General features: G+C 70.5%; 10 protein-coding genes. 1 reads left to right on the forward strand and 9 read right to left on the reverse strand.

Translation table 11 applies throughout. From position 1 onward, the window contains the following. Positions 1-2: 2 nt before the first annotated feature. The 7 genes from IF20_RS23940 to IF20_RS23970 all read right to left on the reverse strand — a co-directional run bounded on the left by IF20_RS23940 (position 3) and on the right by IF20_RS23970 (position 8,049). Positions 3-1,784, reverse strand: a complete 1,782-nt coding sequence (locus IF20_RS23940) for a nickel-dependent hydrogenase large subunit (protein WP_052867337.1) — start codon at positions 1,782-1,784, stop codon at positions 3-5. Continuing rightward, positions 1,768-2,841, reverse strand: coding sequence for an NADH-quinone oxidoreductase subunit B family protein (locus IF20_RS23945; RefSeq protein ID WP_052867338.1), 1,074 nt, complete (start codon positions 2,839-2,841; stop codon positions 1,768-1,770). Before IF20_RS23945 ends, IF20_RS23940 begins: the two co-directional genes overlap by 17 nt. Further along, positions 2,838-3,542: a D-sedoheptulose-7-phosphate isomerase gene (locus tag IF20_RS23950; RefSeq protein WP_052867339.1), complete on the reverse strand. Its 705-nt coding sequence runs from the start codon at positions 3,540-3,542 to the stop codon at positions 2,838-2,840. Before IF20_RS23950 ends, IF20_RS23945 begins: the two co-directional genes overlap by 4 nt. Beyond that, positions 3,535-3,807, reverse strand: a complete 273-nt coding sequence (locus IF20_RS23955) for a HypC/HybG/HupF family hydrogenase formation chaperone (RefSeq protein WP_052867340.1) — start codon at positions 3,805-3,807, stop codon at positions 3,535-3,537. The genes IF20_RS23950 and IF20_RS23955 overlap by 8 nt, the downstream gene beginning before the upstream one ends. Then, positions 3,804-4,418 carry a D-sedoheptulose-7-phosphate isomerase gene (locus IF20_RS23960; protein ID WP_052867412.1) on the reverse strand — a complete coding sequence of 205 codons (615 nt, stop codon included), beginning with the start codon at positions 4,416-4,418 and terminating at the stop codon, positions 3,804-3,806. Before IF20_RS23960 ends, IF20_RS23955 begins: the two co-directional genes overlap by 4 nt. 38 nt (positions 4,419-4,456) lie before the next feature. Continuing rightward, on the reverse strand, positions 4,457-6,514 hold the full coding sequence (locus IF20_RS23965; protein ID WP_110944475.1) for a PP2C family protein-serine/threonine phosphatase: 2,058 nt from the start codon (positions 6,512-6,514) through the stop codon (positions 4,457-4,459). Between the two features lie 578 nt (positions 6,515-7,092). After that, positions 7,093-8,049 carry an alpha/beta hydrolase family protein gene (locus IF20_RS23970; RefSeq protein WP_052867342.1) on the reverse strand — a complete coding sequence of 319 codons (957 nt, stop codon included), beginning with the start codon at positions 8,047-8,049 and terminating at the stop codon, positions 7,093-7,095. Positions 8,050-8,218: 169 nt separating this feature from the next. Here IF20_RS23970 and IF20_RS23975 point away from each other — a divergent pair, with 169 nt between their 5' ends. Continuing rightward, on the forward strand, positions 8,219-8,815 hold the full coding sequence (locus IF20_RS23975; protein WP_052867343.1) for a TetR/AcrR family transcriptional regulator: 597 nt from the start codon (positions 8,219-8,221) through the stop codon (positions 8,813-8,815). A 401-nt stretch (positions 8,816-9,216) separates the two neighbouring features. On the opposite strand, the gene IF20_RS23980 is transcribed toward IF20_RS23975, so the two are convergent. Together IF20_RS23980 and IF20_RS23985 are read right to left on the reverse strand one after the other, a co-directional pair. Beyond that, on the reverse strand, positions 9,217-10,083 hold the full coding sequence (locus tag IF20_RS23980; protein WP_052867344.1) for a potassium channel family protein: 867 nt from the start codon (positions 10,081-10,083) through the stop codon (positions 9,217-9,219). A gap of 254 nt (positions 10,084-10,337) precedes the next feature. After that, entirely contained in the window at positions 10,338-11,861 is a 1,524-nt protein-coding gene (locus tag IF20_RS23985; RefSeq protein ID WP_199896718.1) for an NB-ARC domain-containing protein, read from the reverse strand. Between the last annotated feature and the right edge of the window lie 7 nt (positions 11,862-11,868).

Below are 11,868 nucleotides of genomic sequence, written 5' to 3' on the forward strand. Positions count from 1 at the left end.
GCTCAGCCCCCGCCGGTGTACGCGGTGGGGGAGTGCAGCTTCTTCAGCACGCGGCCCTTGCCCAGGTAGAGGTGGACGCCGCAGGGCAGGCACGGGTCGAAGCTGCGCACGGTCCGCATGATGTCGATGCCCTTGAACGTCTCCGGCGGGTTCTCCTCGAAGATCGGGGTGTTCTGCACCGCGTCCTCGAACGGTCCGGGGGTGCCGTGGACGTCGCGGCCGCTGGCGTTCCACGGCGTCGGCGGGTACGGGTGGTAGTTCGCGATACGGCCGTCCCTGATCACCATGTGGTGGGACAGTGCGCCTCTGACCGCCTCGCTGAACCCGCAGCCGACGGCGTCGTCGGGCACCTCGAAAGGGGTCCAGGTGGCGGTGCGTCCGGCTCGTACCTCGGCGAGTGCCCGCTCCGCGAAGTGCAGGGCCATGGCCGCGGCGTACGCCTGGAAGTAGGTGCGGGCCCGGTTGCGCTCGATGGCATTGCTGAGCGGCTCGCCGCGGTGCTCCGGGATCCGCCACTCGAAGGTGGCCTCGGGCCTGTTGGCGGTGCGCGGCAGGTTGATGAGCACACTGTGCCCGGTGGCCTCGACGTAGCCGATGTCGACGAGCCCCGCCAGGGCCGTGGACCACAGCCTGGCCAGCGGGCCGCCCCCGGTGTCGAGGGCCAGGTGCTCGGTCCCGTCGAACCAACGAGGTGACATCACCCAGGTGTAGTTGCCGCCGAAATCACGCTTCTGGGGGCGCGGCACGGTGTGCTGGTTCCAGGGGTGCCGTCGGTCCACCGGGTTGCCCAGCGGATCGTGGGTCACGAAGGGGTCCCGGTCGTCCCAGTCGTCGTAGAACGAGCTGCCCAGCAGGATGCGGATGCCGAGGTTGATGTCCACCAGGTCGTTGGTCACCAGCCTGCCGTCCACCACCACGCCGGGGGTCACGAACATCCGGCGGCCCCACTCGCCCATCGTCCCGTAGCGGAAGTCGCAGTGCGCCGGGTCGTTCATCCCGCCCCAGCAGGCGAGCAGCACGCGCCGCCGGCCGACCTCCTCGTACCCCGGCATGGCCCGGTAGATGAAGTCGAACAGATCGTCGTGCATGGGGACGACCTTCTTCATGAACTCGATGTAGCGCATCAGCCGGGTGAGGTAATCGGTGAACAACTGGACCGAGGCGATCGTGCCGACGCCCCCCGGGTACACGGTCGAGGGATGCACGTGCCGGCCCTCCATCAGGCAGAACATCTCGCGTGTGGAGCGGCTGATCTGCAGCGCCTCCCGGTAGAACTCACCCTCCATCGGGTTGAGCGACCGCATGATGGCGGCGATCGTCCGGTATCCGTGCCCGGCCGCGTGGGGCGCCTCGGTGCGCTCGGCGAGCTCCAGCACGCCGGGGTTGGTCTCGCGGACCATGCGCTCGCAGTAGTCCACGCCGACCAGGTTCTCCTGGAAGAGATTGTGATCGAACATGTACTCGGCGGATTCGCCGAGATTCAGGATCCATTCCGCCAGCTCCGGGGGCCGGATGCCATAGGCCATGTGCTGCGCGTACACAGAGCACGTGGCGTGGTTGTCTCCGCAGATGCCGCAGATGCGGCTGCTGATGAAGTGCGCGTCCCGCGGGTCCTTGCCCTGCATGAAGACGCTGTAGCCCCGGAAGATCGACGAGGTGCTGTGGCACTCGGCCACCCGTCCCCGACCGAAGTCGATCTTCGTGTGGATGCCGAGGCTCCCCACGATGCGGGTAATGGGGTCCCATGCCATCTCGACCAGACCGTCGTCACCCATGTCCGTCATCTCCTGCCCAGGGGGCCAGATAGCCCGTGGTGAGCGTGTCGCCGCGGCGGCGCCACTCCGGTTCCTTCTCGGCCTCGTGTACGGCGATGGTGTGCAGAGTGCGGACGAGTGTCGTGTACAGGCCCTGTGTGGGTGGCGACGTCGACATACCGGGAGGCTCATCCATGAAAGGCATGAAATTGTCGGGAAAACCCGGCATGGTGCACGCGATGCAGAGCCCCCCGACGTTGGGGCAGCCACCCACTCCGTTGATCCAGCCACGCCGGGGCACGTTGCATTTCACGGCAGGACCCCAGCAGCCGATCTTCACCAGGCACCGGTCCTGCCCGTACCCGGTGGCGAGGTCGCCCTGTTCGTAGTAACCGGCGAGATCGCAGCTCTCGTGCACGCTCCGGCCGAACAGCCAGGCGGGGCGGAGGTTCTCGTCCAGTTCGATCATGGGGGCCCGGCCTGTGATCTGGTACAGCAGGTGGACCAGCGTCTCCGCGAAGCTGTCCGGCTGGACCGGGCAACCCGGCACGCACACGATCGGGACGTCCGCCTTCGACCGCCACCGCCACCCGAGGTAGTCGGGCACCCCCATGGCACCGGTCGGGTTGCCGGCCATGGCGTGGACGCCTCCGTATGCGGCGCACGTGCCCGCGGCGACGACCGCGGTGGCCCCGGGCGCCAGCCGGTCGAGCCACTCGCAGACGGTGATGGGCTGGCCCGTCACGGGGTCGTTCCCGAAGCCGGTCCAGTACCCCTCCTGTTTCACCGCCTCGTTCGGGACGGAGCCTTCGACGATCAGGATGAACGGATCCAGCTCGCCGCGGGCCGCCCGGCGGAACCATTCGATGAAGTCCTCGGCCCCGCCCTGCGGGCCGCACTCGTAGTCGAGCAGCGGCCAGTGCAGCGCCACCGGGGGAAGCCCCGGCAGCGCACTCGTCGCGATCTCCTCGATGCTCGGCTGGGTGGCCGCGGTCAGTGCGACCGAGTCGCCGTCGCAGCTGAGCCCGGCGTTGATCCACAGCACATGGACCAGTCGGTCCTCGGCGCTCGTGGCGTGCGCGGTCACCGCACGTCACCCCGGGCCGTGTGCGATGAGCCGCCCAGTGCATGCTGAGTGAGCTCCCACAGCGTGTGGCACACGGTCGCCTGTGCTTCCTGGATGCGGTGGACGGAGGCCGACGGGATGACGAACAGGTGGTCGAGGACGGCGAGTCCGGCCAGCCGGCCGCCGTCGTGGCCCGCCAGCGCGACGGTCAGCAGCCCGTGCCGTGCCGCCTCTTCGAAAGCCCGTACGACGTTCGCCGAACCGCCACTTGTGGTCAGCCCGACGGCGATGTCGCCACGCCTCCCCAAGGCCGCCAGCTGGCGCGCGAAGACGGACTCGAACCCGACGTCGTTGGACAGCGCGGTGACGACGGCCGCATCGCTGGTCAGCGACAGCGCGGGCAGCGCCCGGGCACTCGGGGGCGGATGCAGGAACGTGGTGGCCAGCCCCTGGGCGTCCGTACTGCTCCCGCCGTTGCCGAAGGCGAACAGGCGCCCCCCGGCGGCGAACCGCTCCGCCATGGCCTCGGCGCATGCGGCGATCTCCCCCGCACAGCCCGCCACGACAGCGCGCCGCAGCGCGGTGATCTCGGCCGCCTTGTCCCGTGCGGCGCGCGCCACTTCGGCCGGCACGGCATCGGGCTCCGCCGGCCGCTGATACAGGAACGGATACAACTCCTGCACGCCGCTGGGGACATCACTCGTCCGCGGTACATCACTCATGCGCCACCTCGCCGTCCGCGGCGCCCGGCAGTGCGGGCGTCCGGGGTACCCGGGCGATGGCCTCCCCGGCGTGGACGAGGACGGTGGCGCCCACCGCCGCCGGGACGAGCGCTACGCTGATCTCCTGGAGCGTCCCCCCGGCGTCGGCCAGGGCCAGATCGCCGGGCAGCAGCTGCACGAGCCGCATCGCGACCGCCTCGTCCGAGCAGGTCGTACAGGCTTCGCCGGAACAGCTCCGCTCCTCCTCGCCGCTTCGTCCGCTCATGCGATCAGCTCCGTCCCGTACCGTTCGAGGAAGACCTGCGCCATTTCCCACAGCAGGTGGTAGAGGGTCATATGGCTCTCCTTGACGACCAGTGGGTCGGCGGACCGCACCACCAGCAGGTGATCGGCGGCAGGGGCGTCCCCGGGGGCGCCGCCGCTCAGGACGACGGTGAGCAGGCCGAGTTCCCGGGCCGCCGCCACAGCGTGGTGCACGTTCGGGCAGCGGCCGTCCGGCGAGATGCCCAGTGCGATGTCCCCCGTCGTGGAGAACGCGCGCAGTTGGTGCTCGAAGACCTCCGCGAACCCCTCCTGCGTCCCGATCCCGCTGAGGGTCGCCGAGTCGTTGCCGAGGGCCACGGCCGGCAGGGCGCGCTTGCCGACGATGGCCGGGTGCATGAACTCGACCGCAAGATGGCTCGCGTCCGTGGCCGAGGCGCCGTTGCCGAACGTGAAAAGCCGGCCGCCGCGCTGGAACCTCGCCGCCATGTCCCGGCAGACCTCGCTCAGCCGGCCGGCTTGTTCCGCGATGCCGTGAACGGCGGGCTCCCGACGGTCGAACGCGCGCCGGACGGCCGCCCCGTCGGTCCGGCGCGGGCCTGTGTCCGGGCCCATGGGTCCGTTGTCCGGGCCTTTGGCCTGGGCCACTTCGCTCACCCCTCCACGTGGAGGACGATGACGCAGGTGTCGTCCTCCGGGTTGGTGTCCAAGGCGGACAGCAGTGTGCTCAGGTGCTGCCCGGGATCGCCCTGTGCGCCCCGCCGCGCGGCGTCCAGGAGAAGGGCCAGGCGTTCGTCGCTGTGGTCGTCGCGGCGCTCCACCAGACCGTCGGTGTAGAGGATCACGCGGTCACCGGGGTGCAGCCGTTCGGTCACCACGCGGTAGCCGGGGTCCATGACGGCGCCCAGCGAGACCCCTTCGGCGTTGCGCAACTCCCGGGCGTGCCCCGCACGAACGAGCACGGGAGGAGGGTGGCCGCCCCGGGCCCAGGTCAGGGTGCGGTCGTCCGGGTCGAAGTGGCCCACCACCGCGGTCGCCATCACGGCTTCCTCCTGGCTGTGCAGGGTGACGAGATTGAGGCAGTGGAGGATCCTGGCCGAGTCGGCTCCGGTGTGGGCGATACCGAGCAGCGCGTTGCGCAACTGGGCCATGGACGCCGCCGCGTGCAGGCCGTGCCCGCTGACGTCCCCGATGGCGATGAGCACTCGTCCGTCCGGCAGCGGAACCGCCTCGAACCAGTCGCCGCCCACGCGTGCGCTGTCCTCCGCGGGCCGGTAGCGCAGGGCGATCCGCAACCCGGGCAGCCGCGCCGACGGCCTGGGCAGCAGCGCCACTTGCAGTTCCTCGGCCCTGCGGAGCCGGTGGCGCTCGGCCTCCTGCCGAGAGGCCTCGAGTGCGGCTTCGATCCGGCGGGTGGCGGAGACGTCCTGCACGACTCCGTGCAGGGCGATCATGTTGCCGAGGCTGTCGCGGACCAGTTCGGCGGTCACGCTGACGTGGCGCGTCTCTCCGGTGTTCGTGATACGTGCCTCGAACGTCACGGGCTCGTCCCCTTCGCACAAGGTCTCCACCGCTGCTGTGACAGCCGGGAGGTCGTTCTCGTGCACGTACTGAGGGAGCACGTCGAGCGGCAGCGGACCCCTCGCCGGATCGGTCGCGAAGATGTCGTGGACACCGCGCGACCAGGTGATCTCGCCGGTGACGAGATTCCACTCCGCCCACCCCAGGTTGACCAGCCTCTCCGCGTCGTGGATACGGGCCGCCATTCGAGCCTGCTGGTCGTGGAACTGCCAGCTGACCAGCAGCCCGCCGCCCACGCGCTGGGCCCGCACACTCATCACGGCGGGATACCTGACCCCGCGCAGTGGCTCCTCGTAGAAAAAAGGACCCTGTTCCAACGGAACACCGGTCTCCAGGACCTTGACGTACGCGTCGAAGATCCCGGCCGGGGCGAGTCCGGGAAACGCCTTCAGCAGCCCGCTGCCGGCGATGTGATCGGGGGTCCGCCCGAGCACGTCCGTGGCGTGCCCGTTGCACCGCTCGATGCGAAACTCCACGACCCGGCACTGCCTGTCCCGGACGGGGAAGAGCAGCGCCGCGGGTATGGGGATCGCATTCAGGACCGCGGCCAGCCACGGCGCCGCGAACTCGTCCTCCGGAAGGCCCAGTTCGGCCAGGCCGCACAGCGCGCGCCCCACGTCGCCGGTGAGCGTCTCCGCACGTTCGGTGACCGTCTGCTCCAGGGGTGGTCCCTTCGGCCAGGTCACGCTCACCACGCAGAGAAACCTCTCTTCCGCGGCCCCGGCGGTCCGAACGCCGCCCGAAGTGGCCACGCCGACCGACTCGTTCCAGGCCGTCACCCAGGTCAGGATCCGGTCTCCGCTCTCGTCGTCCAGCCACAGCAGCTGTTCCTTCGGAGCCAGCCGAGTGAGGGGGAACAGGCATCGCAGCGGTACCCGCGACCAGTCGCTGACAGCTTGTGTCGAGGCACCGGCAACGCCGCTCATCCGAAGCCCGCCCTCACCGTCGATGATCGCCAGCAGTACCGTCGCGGCGCCCCACGGCCCGACACGGTCGTACAACAGCTGTGCCAAGTGCACCGGACTGCGCGCGTCACTCGTCTCCGCGCGGATGTCGCGGCCCTTCGCCATGCGGTCCTCGCTGTGATCCGCGGCGGCCGCCTCCTCGCTCCTCACTACGTCCTCCGCCATGAGGCAGCTGCCGACTGCCGGCGGCCTGTGGACGGAGGAGCCCGCAGGCCAGCCGGATGCAGCCCCGTCGAGCCTCCGTCACACTCCGATGCGTCCACACTCGTCGCCGTGCACGGGACACATCGTGTGATGCGCCTCCGCGCGCTCGGGAGCCACTGGTACCCCGGGCCGTGACGGCGGATCGACGTTGCTGCTACCGCCCTGGGCCATGCCATTTCGTCACCTCCTTCGCCAGGAGTGCCGTCCGTGCCCGTCCCGCGTACTCGGAGACGTGCTCTGGCCGGGGTGCGAGCAGCCAACGGGCAGAGAAGAGTTCTACCAGTGCACGATTGATCACGGCGCGTAGTGACGGGTATTGTCTGGCGAGTAACGGTTATGTCCTTGGCGGTGCATCTCATGACGCATGGGTGACCGCGACCGACGGACAGACGCAAGACGGTACGCACGGCCGGCGCGGGCAGCAGTGCGTTCGGTGCGACGACCAACCTTGACCACGCCGTGGCATGTGCGGCCACCGTACTGTCCTGTGCGCCCCTTCCGCTCCGCCCGGCAGGAGGGTGCCTGTGAAGGCGGGGGGCTTACTTGGATTCGACCCGTCCCACCGGGTCGGGGCCGGTGGTCAGTGCCTCGCACGCGGTCTGCCATGTGGGGGCGCCGGGGTGAAGCCGGGTATGGAGATAGGCCGCGGTGAGTCGGGCGAGGGCGGCGACTCGCTCGGGGTTCTCGTCCGTGGTCTCGGCGGCGTCGTATCCGGCGATCCCGCCAAGTCCGTGCTCCGCGTTGAACAGGGTGAGCAGGGTTTTGGGGCCGGGGGCGAGGGTGTAGGGGTCGGTGTGCCACTCCGGCCCCAGGTCTGTGAAGTGCCGGGAGTCGTCCTTGTCGCCGGCGACGACCAGCGCGGGCGCGGTCATGGTGGAGAAGTCGACGGCCCCGATGATCGGCCACTGTTCGGCCATGGGTCCGTTGAAGACCTCGCCACCTCTGCCGGGCGCGGCGAGCAGTACGCCCGCCTTGATCCGGGGCTCGACGAGGTGCACCACGTTCCCGGTGTCGGGGTCGTTGAGCCCCGCGCCGAGCAGGAGGGCGGCGGTGAAGCCGCCGAGCGAGTGTCCGGCGAGGGCGACCTTGGTGGGATCGATCCGTCCGGCAAGCTGCGGCACGGCGGTCTCGATCGCGTCGAGCCGGTCGAGGATGTGGGTCATGTCCTCGGCGCGGGAGCGCCAGAAGTCGGGCGCGCCGGGTGCGTCGGCGACCAGGTGGCTCAGTGTGCGGGAGGTGAGGTGGGTGGGCTGGACGACGACGAATCCGTGGGCAGCCCAGAAGTTGGCGAGCGGCGCGTAGCCGTTGAGCGAGGAGAGGTTGTTCGAGGGGCCGTGGCCATGGGAGAGGAGGATGACCGGGAGGCCGGTTCCGGTTGCAGGTGCGGAGACGCGCACTTGGAGGTCCACGGGGCGTCCGGGCACGGACAGGACAACGGGGCTGAAGGAGAGGACCGGCGCGGGCGCGCCCAAGGCGTCGGTGGTGGTTGTGCTCATGGTGTGTGTTCCCTTTCGGTGGCGCCTGCCGCCCGCCGGCCTCCTGCGGCCGGCGGGCGGGCAAGGCGGTCAGGGGCGTTCCGTTTCGGCTACACTGAAACGGAACGCTGCTCCATTTAGTATCTGGAGCGCTGCTCCGTTTTGTCAATCGGTGTCGAAGGAGTATGTGATGGCCGCCGAAGGTCCGGCAGGGGGTTCGCCGTCCCGAAGCAAGCGGGCCGACGCTCAGCGCAACCGGGAGACGGTGCTGACTGCCGCGGCCGAGGTGTTCGTCACCTCCGGCGTCGATGCGCCGATCCGCCGGATCGCGGCCCAGGCGGGCGTCGGGATGGCCACCATCTACCGCCACTTCCCGACCAGGGCGGACCTGGTCACCGCCGTGTACCGGCACCAGATCGAGGCCTGTGCCGAAGCCGGCCCGCGCCTGCTGGCCGGTGCCGCCTCCCCGTTCGACGCGCTGCGCCAGTGGATCGACCTCTTCGTCGACTTCCTCGTCACCAAGCACGGACTCGCCGACGCCCTGCAGTCCGACAGCGACCGCTTCGCCGCGCTGCACGCCCACTTCCTCGACCGCCTGCTGCCCGTCTGCGCCCAGTTGCTCGACGCCGCGGTCGAGGCAGGTGACATCAGGCCCGGCACGCAGCCGTACGAGCTGATGCGCGGCATCGGCAACCTCTGCGTCGGACGCGACAACGACCCCCGCTACGACCCCCGACGCCTGATCGCTCTCCTCCTCCAGGGACTCCAGCGACCTCACACGTCCTGATGCCGACGAGCGACATCGCGACCTGAGCTGTTGCCGGCCGACAGGTTGTTGACAGTGCGCACACGAGGGCAGCGTCAGAGGTGAGCAGCGCTGGTCGTGGGGCTCCTGTCCCTGTACCGGGGCGATTCCTCCAGCCAGGCGTCGGCGGCGGTCAGCGGTTGCGGCGGCTCATCGTCGCGCGTGACCGCGTTTTCGGTACTGCGGTGATGGGTGAGCCGCTTGTGGGCCAGGGGCGAAGAGGCGGGCGGGGCCGGTGGCTGTCGGGCGCCTTGTGGTCGCACGGCGAGTCGTCACGGTGCCGTCGCGGCGGCGTGCGGAGCGTGGTTCGTGTCCGTGATGACAGCAACGGCCTGAACGGCTGCGGGGCACTGGAGATGTGCGTTCACGGGTCAGGTTGTGCGTCAGGCGCGTCCGTGGTCCTGGGCGTAGGCGCGGAATATCTGCAGGGTGGTGCCGGCCGTGTGAAGAAAGCGCTGGTCGAGGATGTCGGCGAGATCTTCGAGGGCGGCGGTGAGTGCGGCAGCGGGTACTGCGGCGTCGGTGTGCGGGGCTCGCCGTGCCCGGTCGGCCACCTCCCAGGCGTAGGCGATGTTGAGGGCCAGCGAGGTGTCGTCGTGGCCGTCGTGGAAGTAGTAGGACTCGGCGTACTGGAGGAAATCCACACAGGTGCGCGCGACGTCCGCGGCCAGACCGTCCAGAACGGCCGCCCCCGCAGGGCTGTTCAGCCGGCCCGCGACCGGACTGGCGCGTCGGAGGTGTGCGATCCGGAGCGCAAGAGTTCGCCGTCGCGCGAGAGCCGGGTAGATGCCGAGAATCCAGGAGACGGTGGCGGTCAGGAGGGCGAAGCCGACCAGGGCTTCGACGGGCGCGACGATCCGGAGCCAGCTGTCGGCCGGCGCGATGTCGCCCAGGCCGAGCGTGGCGAGGATGACCAACGAGACGTAGAAGGCGTCCACCGGGCCGGAGTGACCGGCCGGTTCCAAAGCGCTGGAGAAGGTGAACCCCTGCGGCATGTGCGGCCAGTAGATCAGGGCCCACCCCAGGGCCACGGAGCCGGCCCATATCACCACCACCGTCACCATGCCGAGCGGACCGGCGAGGCCGGCTGCCCGCCATCCGGTGCTGAGACGTGAGGAGAGCCGCCACAGCCCCGTCATGATGATCCGGCTCAGACCTCCATGGCGAGTGGGGTGCCACAGAGTGTGGAACACGTCGCGCAGAATGATCAATACGACTGCCGCACCAGCCATCGTGACCAGCCACTTCATGAGTGCCCCCTCGCATGCTCACCAGGCCCGACATGCGGGCTACTGTGCCTGGTGGAAGGGCGGCCGGGCCACCGCGGGGTGGTCCGCCGGACAAGGCAGAAGCCGGCGTTTCGTCACACTGGCGCGAGGCCGGGGACATACCGCCTCCGAGTGACGGATGAGCGTACTGGCTGTTCCCGGCCGTCACGGATCATGCCGGACGGCGGTCCGGTTGTCGTACGCGTGGCGTGGAGATGCCGTCCGTCGAGGGAGCGTCAGGCCGGCTGGGGACTGGGCGCGGCAGCGCGCACGGGGAGGTCGCGCTGCCACGGTTCGGCCCGTCGCACGGTGCGGGGGCGGCGCGCGGAGGTGGGCATCCGGCCGGCGTTCCGGGGGACGGCCGTCTCGGCGGGTCCCGCCGGCCCGATCAGGGACAGGCTCTCGGCCGTCAGGTGGAACTCGAGGCGCTGGGCGGCGCGGCTGATCGCGCTGGCCGGCTCGTCGATGCCCAGACGCTGTTCCGCGTACGCGCGGACCAGGGCGGGCATGCGGAACCGTCCGGGGGCCGACGCCTCCATCAGGTGCTCGGCAGCCAGGGCCGCCAAGTGCTGTGTCGCCGTGTCGGCGGTGGTGCCGAGCAGCGCGGCAGTGGTGGGTACATCGATGTCACGGCACGGGTGCAGCACGAGCAGGCGCAGCAGGTGATGGGCGCTGGCATCGAGCCGGGCGGTCGAGCGGGCCAGGGCGGCGCGCAGGCCGCCTTCCATGGCCAGCATGGTCAGCGGTTCCTTGAGGTAGTCGGCGGGTGCCCAGGCGGGGTGGTCGCGCAGGTGGCGTCCGATGACGGTCAGCGCGAGCGGGTGACAGCCCAGGGTCCGGGTGATGCGCCGGACGTCGTCGGGGTGGGCGTGCAGCCGGTCGGGGCCGGCGGTCCGGTGCAGGAGGTCCGCGGCCTCTTGAGGGGTGAAGGCCGGGACGTGCAGCCGGTGCACGTCGTCGATGCCTCGCAGGTCGTGTCGGCTGGTGACCAGGGTGCGGCAGGTGGAGTCGTGGGGCAGCAGCGGCCGGAGCTGCTCCTCGTCGGCCGCGTCGTCGAGGACCACCAGGGCGCGTCTTCGGTCCAGGAGTTGGTGGAAGAGGGCCGCTCGGGGTGCCAGGCCGCGCGGGACGCGGTCTCCGGTGACCCCGAGCAGGCGGAGGAAGGTGTCCAGGACGGCGGCGGGGTCGGTGGCGGGTGCCTCGTTGTCGCGGCCGTGCAGGTCGGCGTAGAGGATGGGGCCCGGCTGCGGTGTGGCGGTGCGCAGTTGGTGGCCGAGGGCGAGGGCGAGCACGGTCTTCCCGGTGCCGGCCATGCCGTGCAGGACCAGTGTCGGGTGGGCGCTACCGTCGAGCAGCCGTGCGGCCTCCTTGAGCAGCGGGCGGCGGGTGACGTGGTGGGCCGGGAGGTCGGGGAGGCGGTCGGCGGCGGTCGCGCGGGAGGATGCCTCGGCCTCCCCGAGGACGGTGTGCAGGGCCAGTCGCCAGGCGGCGAAGGAGGCCGCGTCGCCGCCGACGAGGGCGTGTACCACCGCGAGCAGGAGGTCGGAGTTGGGGCGGCGGCGCCCGAGCTGGAAGCAGTTCCCGACGGTGGACCGGGCGGGCCATTCGCTGCGCGGGCGCCCGGCGCGCTGCCAGGCGGCGTGGACGCGGCGCGTGATCTCGGTGATCGACGGGTTTCCCGCCCACGCCTTGAGCAGTCTCAGCTCCGCGATGAACTCGTCCATCGTGTGGGCCTTGCCGGGCTGTAGTACCTGCGACACGAACACC

Source organism: Streptomyces niger (assembly GCF_000718305.1).
In the GTDB taxonomy this organism is placed as follows: domain Bacteria; phylum Actinomycetota; class Actinomycetes; order Streptomycetales; family Streptomycetaceae; genus Streptomyces; species Streptomyces niger.

What these genes read in the sequence shown, in the direction of transcription:
- IF20_RS23940 (WP_052867337.1), bottom strand. Translation starts at nt 1,784, where the DNA reads ATGACGGACATGGGTGACGACGGTCTGGTCGAGATGGCATGGGACCCC.
- IF20_RS23950 (WP_052867339.1), bottom strand. Translation starts at nt 3,542, where the DNA reads ATGAGTGATGTACCGCGGACGAGTGATGTCCCCAGCGGCGTGCAGGAG.
- IF20_RS23955 (WP_052867340.1), bottom strand. Translation starts at nt 3,807, where the DNA reads ATGAGCGGACGAAGCGGCGAGGAGGAGCGGAGCTGTTCCGGCGAAGCC.
- IF20_RS23960 (WP_052867412.1), bottom strand. Translation starts at nt 4,418, where the DNA reads ATGGGCCCGGACACAGGCCCGCGCCGGACCGACGGGGCGGCCGTCCGG.
- IF20_RS23965 (WP_110944475.1), bottom strand. Translation starts at nt 6,514, where the DNA reads ATGGCGGAGGACGTAGTGAGGAGCGAGGAGGCGGCCGCCGCGGATCAC.
- IF20_RS23970 (WP_052867342.1), bottom strand. Translation starts at nt 8,049, where the DNA reads ATGAGCACAACCACCACCGACGCCTTGGGCGCGCCCGCGCCGGTCCTC.
- IF20_RS23975 (WP_052867343.1), top strand. Translation starts at nt 8,219, where the DNA reads ATGGCCGCCGAAGGTCCGGCAGGGGGTTCGCCGTCCCGAAGCAAGCGG.
- IF20_RS23980 (WP_052867344.1), bottom strand. Translation starts at nt 10,083, where the DNA reads ATGAAGTGGCTGGTCACGATGGCTGGTGCGGCAGTCGTATTGATCATT.